This is a genomic window from Novosphingobium sp. (assembly GCF_037133355.1).
Taxonomy (GTDB): domain Bacteria; phylum Pseudomonadota; class Alphaproteobacteria; order Sphingomonadales; family Sphingomonadaceae; genus Novosphingobium.
In genome coordinates, this window is the sequence record NZ_JBAXOI010000018.1 from 35,443 (window position 1) to 55,316 (window position 19,874).

General features: G+C 65.9%; 22 protein-coding genes. 7 read left to right on the plus strand and 15 right to left on the minus strand.

The annotated features are described in order from the left end of the window. Positions 1-762 carry a molybdopterin-dependent oxidoreductase gene (locus WCL10_RS16360; RefSeq protein ID WP_336896724.1) on the plus strand — a complete coding sequence of 254 codons (762 nt, stop codon included), beginning with the start codon at positions 1-3 and terminating at the stop codon, positions 760-762. Positions 763-852: 90 nt separating this feature from the next. Here the strand turns inward: WCL10_RS16360 and WCL10_RS16365 are convergent, their stop codons facing one another. The 12 genes from WCL10_RS16365 to WCL10_RS16420 all read right to left on the minus strand — a co-directional run bounded on the left by WCL10_RS16365 (position 853) and on the right by WCL10_RS16420 (position 11,398). Further along, on the minus strand, positions 853-1,593 hold the full coding sequence (locus WCL10_RS16365) for an alpha/beta fold hydrolase (RefSeq protein WP_336896725.1): 741 nt from the start codon (positions 1,591-1,593) through the stop codon (positions 853-855). 14 nt (positions 1,594-1,607) lie between these two features. Next, positions 1,608-2,633 carry an aspartate-semialdehyde dehydrogenase gene (locus WCL10_RS16370; protein WP_336896726.1) on the minus strand — a complete coding sequence of 342 codons (1,026 nt, stop codon included), beginning with the start codon at positions 2,631-2,633 and terminating at the stop codon, positions 1,608-1,610. A gap of 174 nt (positions 2,634-2,807) precedes the next feature. Further along, the gene (locus WCL10_RS16375; protein ID WP_336896727.1) at positions 2,808-5,069 is read right to left on the minus strand and encodes a DPP IV N-terminal domain-containing protein; all 2,262 of its coding nucleotides are present in this window, start codon (positions 5,067-5,069) and stop codon (positions 2,808-2,810) included. A 122-nt stretch (positions 5,070-5,191) separates the two neighbouring features. Further along, entirely contained in the window at positions 5,192-5,572 is a 381-nt protein-coding gene (gene rplS, locus WCL10_RS16380; protein ID WP_336896728.1) for a 50S ribosomal protein L19, read from the minus strand. Positions 5,573-5,575: 3 nt separating this feature from the next. Beyond that, positions 5,576-6,316: a tRNA (guanosine(37)-N1)-methyltransferase TrmD gene (gene trmD / locus WCL10_RS16385; RefSeq protein WP_336896729.1), complete on the minus strand. Its 741-nt coding sequence runs from the start codon at positions 6,314-6,316 to the stop codon at positions 5,576-5,578. Further along, a complete protein-coding gene (locus WCL10_RS16390) occupies positions 6,313-6,660 on the minus strand; it encodes a hypothetical protein (protein ID WP_336896730.1) in 348 nt (115 codons plus the stop codon). Before WCL10_RS16390 ends, trmD begins: the two co-directional genes overlap by 4 nt. A gap of 22 nt (positions 6,661-6,682) precedes the next feature. Next, positions 6,683-7,057 (minus strand): type II toxin-antitoxin system VapC family toxin, encoded by a 375-nt coding sequence (locus WCL10_RS16395; protein WP_336896731.1) that lies wholly within the window; start codon positions 7,055-7,057, stop codon positions 6,683-6,685. Continuing rightward, positions 7,054-7,347, minus strand: coding sequence for an AbrB/MazE/SpoVT family DNA-binding domain-containing protein (locus WCL10_RS16400; RefSeq protein ID WP_336896732.1), 294 nt, complete (start codon positions 7,345-7,347; stop codon positions 7,054-7,056). The genes WCL10_RS16395 and WCL10_RS16400 overlap by 4 nt, the downstream gene beginning before the upstream one ends. A gap of 47 nt (positions 7,348-7,394) precedes the next feature. Then, positions 7,395-8,897, minus strand: a complete 1,503-nt coding sequence (locus WCL10_RS16405) for a serine hydrolase domain-containing protein (RefSeq protein ID WP_336896733.1) — start codon at positions 8,895-8,897, stop codon at positions 7,395-7,397. Between the two features lie 148 nt (positions 8,898-9,045). Further along, on the minus strand, positions 9,046-9,873 hold the full coding sequence (locus WCL10_RS16410) for a TIGR04222 domain-containing membrane protein (protein ID WP_336896734.1): 828 nt from the start codon (positions 9,871-9,873) through the stop codon (positions 9,046-9,048). Continuing rightward, positions 9,870-10,433, minus strand: a complete 564-nt coding sequence (locus WCL10_RS16415; protein WP_336896735.1) for a hypothetical protein — start codon at positions 10,431-10,433, stop codon at positions 9,870-9,872. Before WCL10_RS16415 ends, WCL10_RS16410 begins: the two co-directional genes overlap by 4 nt. 26 nt (positions 10,434-10,459) lie before the next feature. After that, positions 10,460-11,398 (minus strand): LysR substrate-binding domain-containing protein, encoded by a 939-nt coding sequence (locus WCL10_RS16420; protein ID WP_336896736.1) that lies wholly within the window; start codon positions 11,396-11,398, stop codon positions 10,460-10,462. Positions 11,399-11,498: 100 nt separating this feature from the next. Between WCL10_RS16420 and WCL10_RS16425 the strand changes: the two genes are divergently transcribed. Further along, positions 11,499-11,702 carry a hypothetical protein gene (locus WCL10_RS16425; protein WP_336896737.1) on the plus strand — a complete coding sequence of 68 codons (204 nt, stop codon included), beginning with the start codon at positions 11,499-11,501 and terminating at the stop codon, positions 11,700-11,702. Here WCL10_RS16425 and rimM read toward each other — a convergent pair. The 3 genes from rimM to ffh are packed head-to-tail and all read right to left on the minus strand — an operon-like array spanning position 11,687 to position 14,187. Next, a complete protein-coding gene (gene rimM / locus WCL10_RS16430; RefSeq protein WP_336896738.1) occupies positions 11,687-12,175 on the minus strand; it encodes a ribosome maturation factor RimM in 489 nt (162 codons plus the stop codon). The genes WCL10_RS16425 and rimM overlap by 16 nt on opposite strands. Before the next feature lie 6 nt (positions 12,176-12,181). Continuing rightward, the gene (gene rpsP / locus WCL10_RS16435) at positions 12,182-12,658 is read right to left on the minus strand and encodes a 30S ribosomal protein S16 (protein WP_336896739.1); all 477 of its coding nucleotides are present in this window, start codon (positions 12,656-12,658) and stop codon (positions 12,182-12,184) included. 41 nt (positions 12,659-12,699) lie between these two features. Then, positions 12,700-14,187, minus strand: a complete 1,488-nt coding sequence (ffh, locus tag WCL10_RS16440) for a signal recognition particle protein (protein ID WP_336896740.1) — start codon at positions 14,185-14,187, stop codon at positions 12,700-12,702. Positions 14,188-14,497: 310 nt separating this feature from the next. On the opposite strand from ffh, the gene WCL10_RS16445 reads away from it, so the two are divergent. From WCL10_RS16445 to WCL10_RS16465, 5 genes are read left to right on the plus strand one after another with little or no spacing between them, the layout of a single operon-like run. Next, positions 14,498-16,168, plus strand: a complete 1,671-nt coding sequence (locus WCL10_RS16445; RefSeq protein WP_336896741.1) for an EAL domain-containing protein — start codon at positions 14,498-14,500, stop codon at positions 16,166-16,168. A 40-nt stretch (positions 16,169-16,208) separates the two neighbouring features. Further along, positions 16,209-17,018: a diaminopimelate epimerase gene (gene dapF / locus WCL10_RS16450; RefSeq protein ID WP_336896742.1), complete on the plus strand. Its 810-nt coding sequence runs from the start codon at positions 16,209-16,211 to the stop codon at positions 17,016-17,018. Between the two features lie 8 nt (positions 17,019-17,026). After that, positions 17,027-18,193, plus strand: a complete 1,167-nt coding sequence (locus WCL10_RS16455) for a MiaB/RimO family radical SAM methylthiotransferase (RefSeq protein WP_336896791.1) — start codon at positions 17,027-17,029, stop codon at positions 18,191-18,193. Next, positions 18,190-19,137 (plus strand): signal recognition particle-docking protein FtsY, encoded by a 948-nt coding sequence (gene ftsY, locus WCL10_RS16460; RefSeq protein ID WP_336896743.1) that lies wholly within the window; start codon positions 18,190-18,192, stop codon positions 19,135-19,137. Before WCL10_RS16455 ends, ftsY begins: the two co-directional genes overlap by 4 nt. Beyond that, positions 19,134-19,781, plus strand: a complete 648-nt coding sequence (locus WCL10_RS16465; protein WP_336896744.1) for an inner membrane-spanning protein YciB — start codon at positions 19,134-19,136, stop codon at positions 19,779-19,781. Before ftsY ends, WCL10_RS16465 begins: the two co-directional genes overlap by 4 nt. Positions 19,782-19,874 lie beyond the last annotated feature (93 nt).

Genomic DNA, 19,874 nt, shown 5'->3' on the forward strand with positions numbered 1-19,874 from the left:
ATGAACCGCAAGGGCCTTGTGATTTCGCGGCGCGGCCTGATCGGCGGATTGGGTTCAACCAGCGCGCTGATGCTGACCGGATGCGGCGAAAGCCAGCCGCCGACCTATGGCAACATACTGCGCATGGGCGACAACCTCACTTATGCGATGCAGCGTACGCTGCTTTCATCCGCTGCGCTGGTGCGCGAATACGACCGCTCGGAGATCACTTCGATGCCGGCGACGGGGACATACGACCCGGCGCGCACCGACCTCGGCAATCATGACCCGCAGGGCGGACGCGACTATGCGGTTATGCGCAAAGGCGAATTTGCCGATTGGCGGCTGGTGGTGGAAGGCGAGGTCGAGCGGCCCGGCAGCTTCTCGCTCGCGGATCTCGGCCGGATGCAGCGCCGCACCCAGATCACCAAGCACTCCTGCGAAGAAGGCTGGTCCGCGATTGCCGAGTGGACCGGTGTGCCGCTGCGGGCCGTGCTGGAGGCGGTCGGCATGCGGCCTTCGGCGCGCTACGTCGAATTCTATACGTTCGACAAGATTGCCGACAGCCTCGACATGATCGATGCGCTGCATCCCCAGACCATCCTCGCCTACGGCATGAACGGACGCGCCCTGCCGATCGGTCACGGCGCGCCGCTGCGCCTGCGGACCGAGCGCCAGATCGGCTACAAGAGCGTGAAGTATCTGCGGCGGATCGTCGTTACGGACAGGTTCAACGATCTGGGCAACATCAAATCGGGCTGGGCCTGGTACAACGGGATCTGAGTACGGCGCAGGTTTTGTCCGATGCGGCGTCTTGCGCATCGCCGGGTGCGGCGGCGCGGCGCACAGGGGATAATCGTCCGCAGCCGCGCATCAGGCGGTCAGAAATGCCACCATTTCCGCCCCCATCGCCGCCTCGGTCACGCTCGACATGTGCGTGCCGGGGATGACCGCGCGGCGTGCATCGGGGAGCGCGGCGGCGAGGCGGTCGGCGCTGCCGTTGTCGTTGTCCTTGTCGCCGCACAGGACGAGCGTGGGCATGGTGATCGCCGCAAGTGCCTCAGGTGCGGTGTCTTCCATCGTGCCAAGGAGGAGGCGCGCGGCTGCGGGGTCGGTGCCCATGGTTTTCAGGAACTGCTGCGCGGCATAGGCGGGATCGCCGGGGCGGATCGTGCCGAAGCGGTCCAGCATATCGAGGAAGAACTGCTGCCGCCGCGCCCAGCCTGCAAGGCCTTCAAGCCCCATGCCTCCCAGCACCAGACGCCGAGGACGAGCCCCGGCGATCACCGCGCGGGCCGAGGTGCGCGAGCCGAGCGAGAAGCCGGCGAGGTCGAAATCGGTGAGGCCAAAGTGCGCGATGAGCGCCTCCAGATCGCGCACCAGCACGTCCCCCGGATAGGCGGCGGGATCGTGCGGTGCGGCGCTGCGACCATGGGCGCGCAGGTCCGGCATCAGGCATTCGAACCCGGCGGCGGCGAGCTGCGCCGCCGTGCCGAACTTGATCCAGTTCACCTCGGCCGAGGAGAACAGGCCGTGGAGCAGCACGACCGGGCGGCCCGTGCCCATGCGGTGAAGCGCGAGCGGGGTGCCGCCGTAGCCGGGGAAGGTCTCCATGGCCCGTGCCTCCCTCAGCCCTTCTTGAGGTGCCGGCGGCCGAGCAGCTCGGCGATCTGCACTGCGTTGAGCGCGGCGCCCTTGCGCAGGTTGTCCGAGACGCACCACAGCGAGAGGCCGCTGTCGACGGTCGGGTCCTCGCGCACGCGGCTGACGAATGTGGCGTAATCGCCGACGCATTCGATGGGCGTGATGTATCCGCCGTCCTCGCGCTTGTCGATCAGCATGACGCCGGGGGACTCGCGCAGGATATCCTGGGCCTGCTTCGCCGAGATCTCGTCCTCGAACTCAATGTTGATCGCCTCGGAGTGGCCGACGAACACGGGCACGCGCACACAAGTCGCGGTCACCTTGATCTTCGGGTCGAGGATCTTCTTGGTCTCGGCGACCATCTTCCACTCTTCCTTGGTCGAGCCGTCATCAAGGAAGCTGTCGATGTGCGGAATGACGTTGAAGGCGATCTGGCGGGTGAACTTGCGCGGCTCGATGGGATCGCCGACGAAGATCGCGCGGCTCTGCTCGAACAGCTCGTCCATGCCTTCCTTGCCCGCGCCCGAAACCGACTGGTAGGTCGCGACGACGACGCGCTTGATCTTCGCCGCATCGTGGAGCGGCTTCAGCGCCACGACCATCTGCGCGGTCGAGCAGTTGGGGTTGGCGATGATGTTGCGGGCCTTGTAGCCGTCGATCGCATCGGGGTTCACCTCGGGCACGATCAGCGGCACGTCCGGATCCATGCGGTAGAGCGAGGAATTGTCGATCACCGTGCAGCCCGCCGCCGCCGCGCGCGGGGCGTGCGTTTTGGTCGGGCCCGAACCGATCGCGAAGAGCGCGATGTCCCAGCCGGTGAAGTCGAAGTGCTCGATGTTCTGCACCTTGATCATGCGCCCCGTATCGCCGAACTCGACCTCGGTGCCCTGCGAACGGCCCGAGGCGAGCGCCGCGATCTCGTCGATCGGAAACTCACGCTCGGCGAGGATGTTGAGCATCTCGCGCCCGACATTGCCGGTCGCGCCCGCGACCACTACCCGGTAACCCATTGTACTCTCCTTGCGGCGGCCCTGCGGCCCCATCCGGTTAGCCCTCTCCCCCGTCAGGGGAGAGGGTTGGGAGAGGGGAAACAAGCGCTGCGCTGCCCCCTGCCCCTCTCAACTTCGGCTAGCGAGCAAGCTCGCAAGCCTTCGTATCTCTCCCCTCAAGGGGAGAGAGCGGCGTTACTGCCCGCTACCCACGCCGTTGCGGTCGAGGAAGCGGAACATGGTTTCATAGAGATGCTTGCTGACTTTCGGCCCGCTGATGCGGTGCGTGTAGCCGGGGTATAGCATCATTTCGAAGGGCACGGCCTCGGCCTGCAACCTGGCGATCAGCGCGGTCGAGTTTTCGAACACGACGTTGTCGTCGGCCATGCCGTGGATGACGAGCAGCGGATCGGCAATCTTTGCCGCTTCCTCAAGTGCACCTGAGGTTTCGTAAACCTTGGGTTCCTTGTTCGGATCGCCGAGATAGCGCTCGGTGTAATGCGTGTCGTAAAGCTCCCAGCGCGTGACCGGGGCGACTGCGATGCCCGCTGCCCAGACGCCGGGATGGGCTTCCAGCATCTTCAAGGTCATGTAGCCGCCGTAGGACCAGCCGAAGGTGTTGACCCTTGCGGGATCGACGAAGGCCAGGCTCTTGAGATAGCGCGCTCCGGCGAGCTGGTCCGCCACTTCGACCGAGCCCATCGCGCGATTGATCGCGCTTTCGAACTTCACGCCGCGATTGTCAGAGCCGCGCCCGTCGATGGCGAAGTAGATGTAGCCCTTGTCGACTATCGCCTGCGCGAGAGGGCCCTGCCAACCCTTGCTCACGACTTGCGCGTGCGGGCCGCCGTAGTGGTAGGAGAACACGGGATAGCGCTTGCCGGGCTCCAGCGGCGGGGTGATCATCATCCAGTGGAGCGGCGTGCCGTCGCCGGCAGCGATCGTGCCGTATTCGGTCGTGCGGTGGCTCGCCAGATAGGGCGCGTAAGGATGCGCGCCCTCAACGCGGTTTTCCTCGATCCAGGCCAGGCGCTTGCCTGAGGCGTCCGCGAGATAGGACTGCGGCGGCTGCATATCGGCGCTGCGGCTCACCACCAGCGTCTGGCCCTTGCGGTCCATCGCGGCGCTGTTGTGGAAAGCAAGATCGGTCAACCGGTCGAGCTTGTCGGGTGCCTTCAAGTCGAACGCATAGACCTGCGGGGCGAGCACATCGTCCCGTGTGCCGACGATCGTCACGCGGCCCGCCTTTTCGTCCACGCCGACAAGATCGGTGACGACCCAAGGTCCCTTGGTAAGCTGCTGCCAGGCGCCAGCCTTATAGTGGTAGAGGTGACCGAAGCCGTCGCGCTCCGACAACCAGATCAGGCTGCCATCGGCGAGGAAGCGGTAGGCGTCCGACAGGTTGATCCAGCTGCCCTTGGCCGCCGTCTCGGTGAACAGGATCTCCGCCTTGCCCGTGGCGGGATCAACCTTGAGCATGTCCAGCCGGCTCTGCGCGCGGTCCTCGCGCTGGACGTAAAGCGTCTTGCCGTCGGGGGCCCAGTCCACACGGGCGAGGTAGATGTCCTTGTCAGGCCCGAGATCGACCTGCACCTTGGTGGCGCCATCCGCGCCGATCACCCAGAGCGAAACCTCGGCATTGGGGCTGCCCGCCACCGGATAGCGCTGCTCGAAGGTCTTGGTGCCCTCAGCACCGATCGCCGCGCGTGTGACGGTGCCGACCCCGGCCTCGTCGAAGCGCTCGACAGCAAGGCGGCTGTCATCAGGCGACCACCAGTAGCCCTTGAAGCGGTTCATTTCCTCCTGTGCGGCGAATTCCGCCTCCGCCCAGTGGACCGTGGCGGCGGTTTCGGCGGGCGTCACGGCCTGCGGCTCGGTCTTGCCGTCAACCGGCCCGACGAAGAGCCGCTGGTCGCGCACGAAGGCCACGCGGGAGCCCTTGGGGCTGAGCGAAGGGTCAAGCTCGCCGCCTTTGGTTCCCGCGATCTTGCGCACCGAGCCGTCGAGCCCGGCGAGGTAAAGGTCGCCATCGATGGGAACGAGCACGGCCTTGCTGTCCGCCGTCCATTCGTAGCTGACGATGCCCTTGAGATCGCCGATGCGCTGGCGCTCGCGCTGCATCTTCTCGGCCTCGGAGAGTTCGCGGCCCGACGACAGCTTCAGCGAATCGACCAGCATGCGCCATTCGCCCGCCTTGCGGTCAAAGCCCCAGAGGTCGTAGCGCTCGCGGTCGTCGGGCCGCCCCCGCAGCACGGTGACATAACGGCCATCGGGCGAGAGCTTGACCGCACGCGGCACCGGGCCGGCAAGGCTGGGGCTGGCAAAGACGCGCTCAAGGCTGAGCGATGGTGCAGCTTGCGGTGCGGTCACGGCGATTTCCTTCGGCGCGGCGGCTAGGACGGGTGTGGCGACAAAGACAAGAGCGCTCGCGGCGAGCAGGCGGGTCAGCATTCGCATGAGTGCGATGGTCCTTGCTGGAGCTATGGCAAAACGAAAAGAGGCGCCCCGGCCTGGTTGCCGGGGCGCCTCTTGAAGCACGCTGCGGTGCCCCAGGCGGTGGGCTATCTAGCCCGCCCCGGTCAGCTTTCCGTAGTGGTTTTAATCGTCTTGCGCTCGGCAATACGCGCCGACTTGCCGGTGCGGCCACGCAGGTAATAGAGCTTGGCACGACGCACGACGCCGCGGCGGACCACGGTGATGCTGTCGATGTTGGGCGAGTAGAGCGGGAACACGCGCTCCACGCCTTCGCCGAAGGAGATCTTGCGAACGGTGAAGTTCGAGCCAAGGCCACGGTTCGAACGCGCGATGCACACGCCTTCGTAGGCCTGGACACGGGTACGCTCACCTTCGACGACGCGCACGCCAACGCGCAGCGTATCGCCGGCGCGGAATTCGGGGATGGTCTTCTTCGCCTTGAATTCGGCGATGGCTTCAGCTTCGATCTGCTGAATGATGTTCATGACTCAATCGTCCTGCACTTCACGCTGCGCGCCAGAGGCAGACTGGACCCGAACGCCGGTGTGGCGCTCCCAAAGGTCCGGCCTGCGTGACCGGGTATCGTCTTCAGACCGGCGTTTCCGCCATGAAGCGATTTTCGCATGATCCCCCGATCGCAGCACTTCAGGGATCGTGCGCCCTTCCCATTCCTGGGGTCGGGTATAGTGCGGGTACTCGAGGAGGCCGTTCTCGAACGACTCTTCGGACCCACTGGAAGGCGCGCCCATTACGCCGGGAAGCAGCCGAATGCAAGCATCGAGAAGCATAAGCGCCGCCGGTTCGCCGCCCGAGAGCACGATATCGCCGACGGAAACTTCCTCGACGGCGCGGCCTTCGAAGATGCGTTCGTCGAAACCTTCGAACCGGCCGCAGAGGAGGATGACGCCGGGGCCTTGCGCAAGCTCGCGGACGCGGGCCTGCGTGAGGGGCTGGCCGCGGGGGGTGAGCGCGATGACGGGGCGTTCTTCCGCCCATTCCCGCGCATGGTCGATGGCTTTGGCGAGCACATCGACCCGCAGGACCATGCCCGCGCCGCCGCCTGCTGGCGTGTCATCCACGGTGCGGTGCTTGTCGGCAGCGAAGTCGCGGATCTGGACGGTATCGACGGCCCACTTGCCTTCCACCATCGCGCGGCCCGCAAGGCTGATGCCGAGAGGGCCGGGGAACATTTCCGGGTAGAGCGTGAGGACGGTGGCGTGGAAGGTCATTTGAAGATATCGGTCTTTTTCATCGGGTTTGCAGATCGATATTTGCGGACATCGAAAATTGAGACCGCAAACCCGACCACAAGCCAGATGCCAGCCATCGCAAGAACATTCGACAAACCTGACACAAAATCATCAACAGCGTGCGGTGGTGTTCGCTCGGTCGTTTCAGCCTCGGCGCCGATTGCGACAAGCTGCTGGAACACGCCAAAAGGGACGAACACGAGCGGCGGAAGGACGGTCGTAATAATGACGGGCAGCCATGCGCCCCAACGCGAAAAGAGCCGAGCGAGGCCAATTGCCAACATGCCGGAAGCGAAGACCGCAAAGACTGCAAAAACAACCATAATTCTTACCCTGCTATCGGGACTATACCGTCCAGTTCTCGACCTTGAGCCCCGGCACATCGGCGAAATCCGCCTCGTTGTTCGTCACCACCGTGAGCCCCAGCGACAAGGCGTGCGCCGCGATAAGCCGGTCGTAGCTGGCGCGCTTGAAGGGGATCGTCGCATAGGCTCGCGCAGCCCTTTCATCGAAAGCGAGCACCGGAACCTCTTCAATCAGCGTCTCCAACTGCTCGATTGGAGGCGGTTTACCTTTCATCGAGCCATGGACGATCTCGGCAAAGGAGATCGAGGAAACGACGAAATCGCCCTCCTCGTGTTCAGCCATGCGCTGGCGCACCGGTTCGCCCGCCGCCAGAGCGACGGCGATCACGATGTTGCTGTCGAGCATGAACTTCATGCGTCAGGCATGTGCTTCGCGCGCCATTCGGGATCGTCCCAGAGCAGCGGTCGCTCTTCGAACACCCGGTCCTCCGGCTTGATGAACTGCAGGCCTGAACCAGCGGCGCAGCCCCAAACCTTGTCGATGTTGAACTTGCGCTTGGGCTTGTCTTTCGGACGCAGGATCAGCTCGCCGTCCTTTTCCTCTACGCTCCATTCGCGATCAGGTTCGATACCGAGCGTTGCGGGGATCCGGATTGCCACCGAGTTGCCGGACTTGAAGCTTTTGGTGGTGTATTCCTTGCCCATGCCAGCCTCCGTATATACGTCTTGTATATACGAACTTGAGTGCTGTTTCAATCCTTGCCCTCAAACGCAAACTCCAGCGATTGCAGCGTGATCGGCTTGGTCGGGGCCAGCAGAACGGTACCCTTGATGCTGCCCTTCTCGCATTTCCAAGCGAAGGTGCCGCTCATGGCGCCCTCGGCGATGATCGGCGTGGTGGTATCGCAAGCGCCTGCCTTGGCCTTGGTCTCCGCCAACACCTTGGCCCAATTCGCCGCCGTCCGGTCCATCGGGAAGTTCATCGCGGCGCGGCCTTTCAGCGCGTCGATGGTGCCTGCCGCCCAGACGGTCTGCGCAGCGCTGTAGAAGCTGGCGAGATCGGCCGAGACCGGCTCCACCCGTTTCACCAGCACGCCCTTGGCGCGGAGGAGCGCGGCCACATCCCACACCGGCTGGCTGGGGCCGGCGTAGGTCTTGTTCGTGAGCGCGAAGAGCGCGGCGCCGTATTCGGGGAGCAGCATCACGTGGCTGCCATAACCGGGGTAACCGCCGCCATGGGCGAGGACGGTTCCGTAGTCGCAGTCGGTGATCACGCGCCAGCCCATGCCATAAGCGATCGCGCCGGGGCACTGCTTGTCGCCATCGGTCGCGGGGCGGTGGAACACGGCGGCATTGTTCGCGCCGCGCATGATCTGGCGGACGGTGCCGCGCTTGACGAGCCCGCTATCTGCGCCATCGCGCGGGGGCCAGGCAGAGACAACGAAGCCGAGCCATTTGGCATAGTCGGTGGCGCTGACCTCGAGGCCGCCCATGGCGTTGAAGGCGCCGTCCTTCATCGTGGGCTCCTCGGCCCAGGCGTCGTTCTCCCAGCGGTACCCGACGGCGCGCTTGTCCTTGGGGTGGGAGAAGACGTCGAAGCCGCTGGCGCTCATGCCAAGCGGCGTAAGGATGCGTGTCTCGACGAAAGTGCGGTAGGGCGCTTTGGTGATATTCGCGATCACGCGGCCAAGGATCGCGTAGCCCAGGTTGGCGTATTCGTGGCGCATTTCGGGGGCGCGGGTGAAGGGAACACCCGCGCGCAGGTAGGCGGTGAAGGCGGTCTGCGGCATGACCGTCTGCCGGTCCCCCCACGGGTCGTCGGTGACGAATCCGGCGCTGTGGGTGAGCAGATCGCGGATCGTGATGCGCGGGGAATCGCTGGTGGGATAAGTCCAGCCGCGCATTTCGGGGACATAGCGATCCGCCGGATCATCAAGCGCCAGCCGCCCCTCATAGCGCAGCTTGAGGATTGACATGGCCGTGAAGGCCTTGGTCATCGACGCGATGCGGAAGAGGGTGTCGGGCGTTACCGGGCGCTTGGCCGTAACGTCCTGCACGCCTTCGCTCTTCACGTAGACAAGGCGGCCATCCTTGACGACGCCGAGGACCAGACCGGGGATGTGGTTTTCGGCCATCCACTTGGTGAGGATCGTGCCGATGTCCGCATCGAGCGCGGCGGGATCGGCCGTCTGTGCCAGCGCGGGAAGCGGCATGCCCGTGGCCAGCATTGCCAGAAGAATTGCCTTGAACCGCATGCCACGTCCCCCTCGTTTCGAAAGCACGCAGCTTTGCACCTTTTCCTCTTCATTGCGAGGAGGCGAAGCAGAGTACGCAATCCAGAGTGGTTCGCGTGAAGCTCTGAATTGCTTGGCTGGGCTCGCCGTCAGGAACAGGAGGTTGGCGTCAGCTCCCGCAGCCCCCGCAGCCGCCTCCGCCGCAGCCGCTGCCGCCGCTGCTGCCGCTATCCCCGCCGCCGCCGTCGCCGCTGCTCGCAGTGCGCATCCTGTGGAAGTCGGAGAGCCAGGAGCCCGCCAGCACGCTCGTGCCGAACAGGGCGACGGCGAGCGGGGCCTCGTCGCTTGGCATGGCGCGGCGCAGGCGGGCGGCTTCGAAGCGGGCATCGGCGAGCGCCGCGTGCCCTGCCCGGCTGCGGCGGTCGACCACGCCGAAACGCAGCAGCGCGGCGATGAAGGTGACGACGAGAAGCGCGGTGAGAAAGCCGACGGGCTTGTCGCGCATGGTGCCGATAACCCACTTCGCAAGGCCGAAAGCGAAGAGCAGCGCGAGCGGTACGGTCTGGATGAGGCGCATCTGCAGCGCGGTGGCCTTGTCAATAAGCAGGCCCTTGTTCTCCAGCCGCCGCTCGCCGGTCTCGGCCGGATCGGCGAGCGCTAGGTGGACGTCCCGCCAACTGACGGGCGAGCTCAGCGCCGCAATGCGCCGTTCGGCGAGCGACTGGCCGCCGCGCGGATCGCGGATCTGAAGCTTGCCACCTGCCTCGACAATGGCCGCGCCCGCCGCGAGCAGACGCACTGCCACCGCTTCGGCAAAGCGCTCGCGTCCGCCTGCGAGCAGGGCAAGCTCATCCGGGTCCGAGGTCCGGGCGCGGCGGCCTTCGGGGCGCAGGTAGCGGGGGATGATCAGGCTGGCGGCCAGAGCGACCAGCGCGAGTTCGCCATAGAGCAGGAGGAATTCGGAGCCATGCAGGTCGAAAGGGCCAAGGCCGGTCATAGAAAACTCCAGAGAGCATAGGCCACAAGCGCGATCAACCCGCCGCCGAAGAGCCAGCGGTAAGGCAGAATCAGCGCCTCATGCGGATGGACGCGGCGCGCCAGGGGATCGATGTTGAGACGCTGCCGCACATCGGGCCAGATATCTGCAGGCGCGGGACCGAACGCGGCTTCATAGCTGCGCAAGGTGAGCGCGTATTGCTCGAAGAAGCGCGTCCCTTCGGCCGGGCCGCCTTTGGTGGGACCGTGGTGGAGCGGCACCCCAAGCACTTCGGGGCAAAGCCGCTCCCAGTAATCGCGCGTGTAGGTGAGGTGGAGGTGCCAGGCCTGATCGACCGCATCGGATGGCGTGACTTCGTGCCCCGCCGTCACCGCCAGAAACAGGAAGCGGCGGTATTCCTCGAACACCCGCGCGGCATGGGCCTCGGTCCAGCCGTTTTCACGCGCGAGGCGCCGGGTGAAGGAGAGCGCGGCGTCGACCGGGCCGACTTCATAGGCCGAAAGGGTCGGCCACAGCGGGTCTGCTGTTGCCGTGATCGACGAAGCGAAAGGCGCGTTCATCTGAAAGAGGGTATAGCGCCGGGGCGTTACCGGATTGTTACCGGCGGCACTGTCCAGACTTCGGTCGGCGCCCCCCCCCGCGCGCGTTCGGCGGCCATTTCGGCGAGGAGCCATTCGCGAAACCGCTCGATCTTGCGCACACCGTGCCGCCCTTCGGGCCGCACCAGCCAGAGCGAAAACGGCGGATAGAACACGGTTGGAAAAGGCTGGACCAGACGTCCCGCCGCGATTTCCTCGCGCCAGAACAGCGGCGTCATCAACGCCGTGCCGAAGCCTGCACCGGCCATGCGCGCTTCCTCGAGCTGGCTGTCGAACAGGACACTGGCCTGCCCCGCACCCGGCGGCGGCTCTACCCCGGCGGCGGCGAACCAGCCTGCCCACCACGGATCGTCCTGCGCCAGGCGCTGCACCCGCAGGAGATCGGCCGGCTCGCGGATGTCATGTTCCCGGACAAAGGCGGGCGAGCAGATCGGCGTTACATGATAGCGCATGAGGAACTCGGCGCTGAGCCCGCTCCACGGCCCCATGCCAGACCGGATCGCCACGTCGATCCCGTCACGCGTGAAATCGGTGATCCGCCCGGTGGTCTGCAGCCGCAAGGCGAGATCGGGCATCGCCACCTGAAACCGCCCGATCCGCGCGCTGAGCCATGTCGCGCCGAACGAGGGTATCGTGCTGATCGCCAGCACGCCGCTATCATCCGACCTCAAATCGGCAAAGGCGGCGGCGATATCGGCGAGCGCAGAGGAGACAGCGGGGGCGAGGCGCCGCCCCGCATCGGAGAGCCGCACGCGCCCGCGCTCACGCACGAACAGCGGGCGGCCGACGCGGTCTTCCAATTGGCGCACCTGATAGCTGACGGCCGCCTGGGTCATGCCCAGTTCCTCCGCCGCGCGGCTGAAATTCTCAAGCCGGGCTGCGGCTTCGAACACGCGGACGGCGGACAGGGGCGGCAGCTCGGGCATCCTCAATTGATAGGGCCACCTTATGAAACATGCCAGACCTTTTGTTGGCCGGGCCGGTGCCGCTCAGGCAAAATGGCGCCATCAGCCAAGGAGACGAGCGATGATGGATGAAATGTGGAGCCGTGGGTGGAGCGAAGCCCACAAGGCTGCCTTGCAGGCGCGCGAGACCGTGGCGCGCGAAGGCCTCCCGGTGCCAACGTTGTGGGACGATTTGCGCATGCTGGTCCGCGATCTGATCACACCGCCGCAGCGGCAGAGCGAAGGCCGGTGCTGCGATGCGGAGGCCCGTCAGTCCGCCGCGTAGGCGGCTTCGATCACCAGCCGCTCGCCGTCCCACTCGGGCACGGCTTCGGCGCGCATGGGCACCATGAAGCGCTTCCTGTCGGGGCGCTCGATCTCGATCACATCGCCCGCGCCGAAATTCTCGACCGCGACGCAGGTGCCAAGTACCTCGCCCGTGGTCGAGACCGCGGGAAGGCCGATAAGGTCGGTGTAATAGTATTCGCCTTCCGCCAGCGGCGGCAGGCTGGCGCGCGGCACCGTCAAGGCGGTGCCGCGCAGCTTTTCTGCCGCGGTGCGGTCGGTGACTTCGGCAAAGCGAGCGATGGCGCCGCCCTTGCCGTCGTCTTTCAGCTTTTCGAGCGTGAGGCTGCCGCCGTTGAAGGCGCGGTGCGCCTTGAGGCTCGCCACCCCTTCGCCGAACAGCTTCAAGCGCACATCGCCGCCCACGCCATGCGCGCCGCTGACAGCAGCGAGCGTGACGGGGCGATCGAGCATGAGCGCTTAGCCCTCGGCCTGCTCGGCAGCGGCTTCCTCAGCGGGCGCTTCCTCGGCGGCGGGCTCTTCAGCAGCCGGAGCAGCAGCCGCTTCGGCAGCAGCAGCGGCGGCGGCCTCTTCAGCCTCACGCTTGGCTTCTTCGGCCTCGGCGATCTTCTTGGCGCGGTCTTCAGCGCGCTCCTTGGCCTTCTTGCCCGGCTCGCCCTTAGCGGGGTTCACGGTAGCAGTACGCTCCTTGATCCCGGCCTTGTCGAGCATGCGGGCGACGCGGTCGGTCGGCTGCGCGCCGACGCCGAGCCAGTAGCGCACGCGATCTTCGGTCAGGCGGACGCGGTTTTCATCGTCCTTGGCGAGGAGCGGGTTGTAGGTGCCGACCTGCTCGAGATAGGCGCCGTCGCGGGGGCTGCGGCTGTTGGCCACAACGACCTTGTAATAAGGGCGCTTCTTCGAGCCGCCACGCGAAAGACGAAGGGAAACCGACATACTTCAAACCTTTCCAACTAAAACCAAAACTGAAACCGAAATCACTTTTTACGCAGAAGATCGCCGAGGTTGGCGGGCATGTTGCCGCCGCCCAGGCCGGGAAGACCGGGCATGCCGCCCATTCCGGCACCCATGCCGCCACCGGGAAGCTGACCGGGGCCGCCATCGCCGCCGCCGAGGCCGCCCATCCCGCCGCCGCCGAACATGGCAGCAAGGCCCTTGAGCCCGCCCATCTTGCGGATCTGCTTCATGGCTTTCGCCATTTCCATGTGCATCTTGATGAGCTTGTTGACGTCCTGCACCTGCGTGCCGGAGCCCTTCGCGACGCGGATCTTGCGCTTGGCGTTGAGCAGTTCGGGGCGCTCGCGCTCCTTGGGCGTCATCGAGCCGATGATCGCGTCCATGTGGAGCAGCACCCGGTCGTCCATGCCCGAGGCGGCCATGGCCTGCTTGGCCTTCTTCATGCCCGGCATCAGGCCCGCCAGCACGCCGAGCCCGCCCATGCGCTGCATCTGTTGCAGCTGGGTGCGCAGGTCGTTCATGTCGAACTGGCCCTTGGCCATGCGCTGCGCGAGCTTCTCGGCCTCGTCGGCCTTGACCGTGGCGGCCGCCTTCTCGACGATCGAGACGATATCGCCCATGCCGAGGATGCGGCCGGCAACCCGCTCGGGATTGAACGGCTCGATCGCATCGAGCTTTTCGCCGGTAGCGGCGAACTTGATCGGCTTGCCGGTGACGGCGCGCATCGAAAGCGCCGCGCCGCCGCGCGCATCGCCGTCCATTCGGGTAAGCACAACGCCGGTGAGATCAACCTCGCCCGCAAAATTCTGCGCAACGTTGACCGCGTCCTGACCCGTCAGCGAGTCGACCACCAGCAGCGTTTCGCGCGGGGCGGAGACTTCGGCCACGGCCTTCATCTCGTCCATCAGCGCCTTATCGACGTGGAGGCGGCCCGCGGTATCGAGCATCAGCACGTCGACCGCCTGGAGCCTGGCGGCATGGACCGCACGGCGGGCGATATCGACCGGCGCCTGGCCCGGCACGATAGGAAGCGTGGCAACGCCGGCCTGCGTACCGAGGACTGCGAGCTGTTCCTGCGCCGCCGGACGATTGACGTCCAGCGAGGCCATCAGAACCTTCTTGCCCTGCTTTTCCTTGAGCAGCTTGCCGATCTTGGCGGTCGTCGTCGTCTTGCCCGAGCCCTGGAGGCCGACCATCATGATGACGACCGGCGGCGTCGCGGCAAGATCGAGCTCCGCGGTTTCGGAGCCGAGCATTTCAACGAGCGCGTCGTTGACGATCTTGACGACCTGCTGGCCGGGCGTGACCGAGCGCAGAACCTGCTGGCCGGTGGCGGCTTCGGTCACCGAATCGATGAAGCGGCGGACCACGGGGAGCGCGACGTCGGCCTCGAGCAGCGCGATGCGCACTTCGCGCATTGCGGCCTGCACGTCTTCCTCGCGCAGTGCGCCGCGGCCGCGCAGACGGTCGAATACGCCGCCAAGCCGGTCTGACAGACTATCGAACACGCAGCAACGCTCCTCAAAACCAGGCACCTGCCCGATTGCCATGCCGCCCATGGGCGAAACGCGAAAAACGCCGGTGGGCGAAACCTCGCCGACCAGCGTATGGCGTCCATCACGGAAACCGGATACCAGAATACCCTGCCGCCAGCACGAGACTAGCAGCCAGTCTGGGGCGCTTACGCCAAACTCCGCGCCCGCGCAAGTCCCCCGACAAAAGCGATCAAAAGCCCCGCGCGGCAAGAGGAGCTTAACCAAAACTTCAGGGCAATTGCCTAAGAGTCCCCATCGGATCCGAAAGGAATAGGCAAGTCCCATGGCGAAGGCTCGGGAAGGCAATGCAGACGGGAGGGGGACGGAAGCCCCGCTCGAACGCGCCGAGCGCGATCTGGTCGCGCTGGGTATCCTTGTCGCGGCCATTTTCCTGTTCATCGGCACCGGTTCCACCGTGCTCACCGGCATTGTCCGCAGCTGGGTCTATGGCGTGGGCAGCCCGGACGTGCTGCTTGCCAATGCGCTCATCCTCAATATCGCCCTGCTGATCTTCGGCTGGCGCCGCTATGTCGAGCTCAATCAGGAAATCGCCGAGCGCCGCCGCGCCGAGGAGACCGCGCAGCGCCTCGCCCAGACCGACGCGCTGACCGGCTGCCTCAATCGCCGCAGCCTCGATGCCGCACTTGCCGGGCTTGTCGACAGCGCCGAGGAGACCGGTGAACAGGTCGTCGTGTTCATGGTCGATCTCGACAAGTTCAAGCGCTCCAACGACCTGCACGGCCACCAGGTGGGCGATGCGGTGCTGATCGAGACCGCGCGCCGGCTCGAGGCGCTGCTGCCCGAACGCGCACTGGTGGCGCGGCTGGGCGGCGACGAGTTCATCTGCTGCGCGGTCTATGCGCCCGGCAGCGAGGCGAAGATCGAGCTTCTTGCCCTGCGCATCAACGAGGCGCTCGCGGTGCCGATCGTCACGGGCGGCCTTCGCGCGGAAGTCACCGCGTCGATCGGCGTTGCCATTGGCGCGCGCGGTTCGGTGCACAAGGCGGACCACGTGGCGCGCGAACTGCTGCATCGCGCGGACCTTGCGATGTATCAGGCCAAGCGCCGCGGACGAAACCGCTTCGCCTGGTTCGAGCCGAGCATGGAAAAGGAGCTGCGCTTTCGCGGCGAGCTGGAGCAGGGCATTCGCGACGGACTGCCGTGCGGCGAGTTCATGCCCTATTACGAAAAGCAGATCGATCTCGAGACCGGCGAGATCACCGGCTTCGAGATGCTGGCGCGGTGGAAATCGCCGCGTTATGGCCTGATAAGCCCGGAAATTTTCATCCCCGTGGCCGAGGAAATCGGCCTGATTGCCGAGCTTTCGGAAGCGCTCATCACCATGGCGCTGGAAGATGCCAAGGCCTGGGACCCGCGCCTGACGCTCGCGGTCAACATTTCGCCGCTGCAGTTGCGCGATCCGTGGTTTGCGCAGCGGCTGCTCAAGCTGCTCGTCGCGGCCAATTTCCCGCCGACACGGCTTGAGATCGAGATCACCGAGACGTGCCTGCACGAGAACATCGGCGTGGTGCGCTCGCTGATCGCCAGCCTCAAGAATCAGGGCATCCGCATCAGCCTCGATGATTTCGGCACCGGCTATTCCAGCCTCGCGCAGCTGCGCACGCTGCCATTCGACCGGATCAAGATCGACCGCAGCTTCGTTTCCTCGCTGGGAAGCAGCGCCGACAGCGCCTCGATCGTAGAAGCGATTTCCTCGCTCGGTCGCGGCATGGCACTGCCGATCACCGCCGAGGGGATCGAGACGTCCGAAGTGCTCGACGCGCTGCGCCAATATGGTCAGTTCAAGGGTCAGGGCTATCTCTATGGCCAGCCGGCTTCGAGCGAGGAGGTCATCCGCGATCTCGCCGCGCAGGGCCTGCTCAATCCGGACAGAGCCGCGACCTTGGCGCCGGACGGCCCGTCAGACGAATCTACATCGGCGCGCTGCGCCTGAAATCATTGCGGAGCGCGCCGCTGGTCCCTAGACGGGCGCCATGCCTATCGCTTTTCGCAAGATGCACGGCCTCGGCAACGATTTCATCGTGATCGATGCGCGCACGGTGCCGGTGGCGATGTCCGCCGCCCGCGCCGCCGCGCTGGCCGACCGGCGCACCGGGATCGGCTGCGACCAGCTCATCGTACTCGAACCTTCCGAAGCCGCCGATGTGCGCATGCGCATTTTCAATGCGGATGGCAGCGAAGTGGAAGCCTGCGGCAACGCTACGCGCGCGGTGGGCCTGCTGCTGGGCGGGGCGCAGCGGATCGAAACCTTGGGCGGCACGCTCGCCTCTGAAGCGGTCGAGGGCGGCGTTTCGGTCGATATGGGCCGGGCGCGCTTCGGGTGGAGCGAAATCCCGCTGGCCTATGCGATGGATACGCTGGCCATGCCGGTGGGCTGGGAAGACCTCGAAAACCCGGCAGCTGTGAATGTCGGCAATCCGCATGTGGTGTTCTTCGTGGCAGACGCCGATGCCATCGACCTGGCACGGCTGGGGCCAGTGATCGAGACTGATCCGCTGTTTCCCGAGAAGGTCAACGTCGGCGTCGCATCGGTCATGGGGCCGAACCAGATCAAGCTGCGCGTGTGGGAACGCGGCGTCGGCCTGACGCGGGCCTGCGGCACAGGCGCCTGCGCGGCGGCGGTGTTGGCAATCCGGCGCAGGCTGGTGACAGGACCCGTGCGCGTCGATCTGCCCGGCGGTCCGCTGGAGATCGCCTGGACCGAAGGCGGCTCGATCCGCATGACCGGCCCTGCCGCGCACAGCTTTTCGGGCAGCTTCGATGCGGACGACTATCCGCTGTGAGTGATGGGGTGGTGACGCTCGGCTGCCGGCTCAACCTCGCCGAGAGCGAGACTATCCGCGGCCTGATAGCGGGGGCCGAACGGCAGACGGTGGTCGTCAATTCCTGCGCGGTGACGGCGGAGGCCGTGCGCCAGTCGCGCCGCGCGGTGCGGCGGCTGCGGGCTGCGCACCCCGAGGCACGGTTGCTGGTAACAGGCTGCGCGGCGACGATTGCGCCCGGCGATTTCACCGCGATGCCGGAAGTCGACGGGGTGGTTGCCAATCCGGCAAAGCTCGATCCGGTTGCATGGCAGGCCCGCCCGGTTGTCGCCCCTGCCTCGCCCAAGCAGCGCACCCGCGCTTTCGTGCCGGTGCAGACGGGCTGCGACCATGCCTGCACATTCTGCATCATCCCTGCAGGGCGCGGGGTCAGCGTCTCGCTGCCAGTGGCGGAAGTGCTGCGCGTGGTCGAAGGCCACCTTGCGGCTGGCGCGCGCGAAGTGGTGCTGACCGGGGTGGACGTGACCGGCTGGGGCGCGGACTTGCCCGGCACGCCGCGCCTCGGCGATCTCGTCGCCGCGCTTCTCGCCGCCTTCCCGGCATTGCACCGGCTCCGGCTCTCCTCGCTCGACGGGGTGGAAATCGACGGGCTGCTGTTCGAGCTGATCACCGGAGAGGCGCGGGTCATGCCGCATGTCCACCTCTCGCTCCAGGCGGGTCACGACATGATCTTGAAGCGCATGAAGCGCCGTCACACCCGCGCACAGGCGGTGGCGCTCGCGCAGCGGCTACGCGCCGCCCGGCCGCAGATCGCCATCGGGGCGGACCTGATCGCCGGGTTCCCGACCGAGGACGCGGCGATGCACGCAGCGGGTGTCGCGATCGTGGAGGACTGCTGGATCGTCCACGGCCACGTCTTCCCCTACTCCCCCCGTCCCGGCACCCCCGCCGCGCGCATGCCGCAAGTGCCGCCGCCGCTGGTGCGCGAGCGGGCCGCCGAAGTCCGCGCTGCTGTCGCCAGAACCCGGGCCGCATGGCTGGAGAGCCTGATCGGCACCCCGCGCGAAGTGCTTGCCGAGCGCGACGGAACCGGCCATTCCCCCGAATTCGCCCCCTACCGGCTGCCCGAGGGTACCGCGCCGGGGCAGATCGTCACGCTCACCCCGATTCGTATCCGCGAAGGCCTGCTCGAATGACCCCTGAAGAGAGCGCAACCAGCGAAGGCGGCTGGACCGACCGCCTGCTGGGCGGCCTGCGCAAGACTTCCGAGCGCCTGACCGAAAATCTCGCCGGCCTCACCGGGGGAACCCGGCTGAGCGATGTGCAGCTCGACGACCTCGAGGACGCGCTGATCCTCTCCGACCTCGGCCCGCGCGCTGCTGCACGAATCCGCGTCAAGCTCGCCGCCGCGCGCTTCGAAAAGGGTGTGGACGAGGCCGCGCTGGCCGAAGCTGTCGCCGAAGAGATCGCGGCAATCCTGCGCCCGGTGGCAAAGCCGCTCGAGATTGTCGCCTTCCCGCGCCCGCAGGTGATCCTCGTGATCGGCGTCAATGGATCGGGCAAGACCACGACCATCGCCAAGCTGGCGCACTTGTTCCAGGAGCAGGACTATTCGGTGATGCTCGCGGCAGGCGATACCTTCCGCGCCGCCGCGATCGGCCAGCTCAGGGTCTGGGCGGACCGGCTCGGCATCGAAATCGTTTCGGGCGCGGAAGGCGGCGATCCGGCCTCCATCGTGTTCGACGCGGTTAAGGCCGCGACCGACAAGGGCATCGACGCGCTGATTGTCGATACCGCCGGGCGGCTGCAGAACAAGCGCGAGCTGATGGACGAACTTGCCAAGGTACGCCGCGTGCTCGGCCGGCTGAATCCGGCGGCACCGCATGACGTGGTGCTCGTGCTCGATGCGACGAACGGGCAGAACGCGCTGCAGCAGATCGAAATCTTCAAGGAAGTGGCGGGTGTGACCGGTCTCATCATGACCAAGCTTGACGGCACCGCGCGCGGCGGCGTTCTGGTCGCGGCGGCGGAGCAGTACGGCCTGCCGATACACGCCATCGGCGTCGGCGAGAAGATTGATGACCTGAGGCCCTTCGACCCCGATCTCGTCGCGCGGGTAATTGCAGGAGTGGTGCGGTGAGCGACGAAAAGGACCAGCCCAAATCCTCCTGGATCAACCTTGCGGTCGATTACGGGCCGCTGCTCGTGTTCTTCCTCGCCTATCGCTGGTTCAGCCCGAAAGACGGCGGCGACCAGAGCCTTGGTGCGGTTGTCGCAGTGACCAAATCGACCGTGGTGTTCATGATCGCCACGGTCGCTGCTCTGGTCATCTCGAAATGGCGGCTGGGCCGCATTTCGCCGATGCTTTGGCTTTCGACGATCATGATCATAGGTTTCGGCTCGCTGACCGTGTTCCTCAATGATCCGGTGTGGATCCAGATCAAGCCGACCGCGATTTACCTGCTCTTCGCCGGGGTGCTGTTCGGCGGACTCCTGCGCGGCAAGGCGATGCTGCGCACCTTGCTGAAGAGCGCCTTCGACGGGCTTTCGGACGAAGGCTGGCTTAAGCTTTCGCGCAATTGGGCGTGGTTCTTCCTGTTCCTTGCCGGCCTCAACGAGGTGCTGCGCCATACCCTGTCGTTCGAAACCTGGCTGCTGGCCAAGCTCTGGGGCGTGACGGCGCTCTCATTCCTGTTCACGTTCGCGCAGATTCCGATGCTGCTGCGCCATGGGCTGGGTGAGGAAGCCCAGACCGAAGTGGAGCAAAACCCGCCTGCCGGTTGACGAATCGCCCTAAAATGCAATGACAAGCGCAGCTCATCGCGCATATGAACCACAACGGACCGGCTGGGTGGCCGGACTGCCATCAAGACAACA

Bases quoted from the DNA above. Each gene is read 5' to 3' on its own strand.
- WCL10_RS16400 (WP_336896732.1), bottom strand. From the start codon at position 7,347: ATGGGCAAGGAATACACCACCAAAAGCTTCAAGTCCGGCAACTCGGTG.
- dapF (WP_336896742.1), top strand. From the start codon at position 16,209: ATGCCTATCGCTTTTCGCAAGATGCACGGCCTCGGCAACGATTTCATC.
- WCL10_RS16405 (WP_336896733.1), bottom strand. From the start codon at position 8,897: ATGCGGTTCAAGGCAATTCTTCTGGCAATGCTGGCCACGGGCATGCCG.
- WCL10_RS16390 (WP_336896730.1), bottom strand. From the start codon at position 6,660: ATGGTTGTTTTTGCAGTCTTTGCGGTCTTCGCTTCCGGCATGTTGGCA.
- ftsY (WP_336896743.1), top strand. From the start codon at position 18,190: ATGACCCCTGAAGAGAGCGCAACCAGCGAAGGCGGCTGGACCGACCGC.
- WCL10_RS16370 (WP_336896726.1), bottom strand. From the start codon at position 2,633: ATGGGTTACCGGGTAGTGGTCGCGGGCGCGACCGGCAATGTCGGGCGC.
- rpsP (WP_336896739.1), bottom strand. From the start codon at position 12,658: ATGTCGGTTTCCCTTCGTCTTTCGCGTGGCGGCTCGAAGAAGCGCCCT.
- trmD (WP_336896729.1), bottom strand. From the start codon at position 6,316: ATGACCTTCCACGCCACCGTCCTCACGCTCTACCCGGAAATGTTCCCC.
- WCL10_RS16360 (WP_336896724.1), top strand. From the start codon at position 1: ATGAACCGCAAGGGCCTTGTGATTTCGCGGCGCGGCCTGATCGGCGGA.
- WCL10_RS16415 (WP_336896735.1), bottom strand. From the start codon at position 10,433: ATGAACGCGCCTTTCGCTTCGTCGATCACGGCAACAGCAGACCCGCTG.
- WCL10_RS16365 (WP_336896725.1), bottom strand. From the start codon at position 1,593: ATGGAGACCTTCCCCGGCTACGGCGGCACCCCGCTCGCGCTTCACCGC.
- rimM (WP_336896738.1), bottom strand. From the start codon at position 12,175: ATGCTCGATCGCCCCGTCACGCTCGCTGCTGTCAGCGGCGCGCATGGC.
- WCL10_RS16395 (WP_336896731.1), bottom strand. From the start codon at position 7,057: ATGAAGTTCATGCTCGACAGCAACATCGTGATCGCCGTCGCTCTGGCG.
- WCL10_RS16445 (WP_336896741.1), top strand. From the start codon at position 14,498: ATGGCGAAGGCTCGGGAAGGCAATGCAGACGGGAGGGGGACGGAAGCC.
- WCL10_RS16425 (WP_336896737.1), top strand. From the start codon at position 11,499: ATGATGGATGAAATGTGGAGCCGTGGGTGGAGCGAAGCCCACAAGGCT.
- WCL10_RS16375 (WP_336896727.1), bottom strand. From the start codon at position 5,069: ATGCGAATGCTGACCCGCCTGCTCGCCGCGAGCGCTCTTGTCTTTGTC.
- WCL10_RS16420 (WP_336896736.1), bottom strand. From the start codon at position 11,398: ATGCCCGAGCTGCCGCCCCTGTCCGCCGTCCGCGTGTTCGAAGCCGCA.
- rplS (WP_336896728.1), bottom strand. From the start codon at position 5,572: ATGAACATCATTCAGCAGATCGAAGCTGAAGCCATCGCCGAATTCAAG.
- WCL10_RS16410 (WP_336896734.1), bottom strand. From the start codon at position 9,873: ATGACCGGCCTTGGCCCTTTCGACCTGCATGGCTCCGAATTCCTCCTG.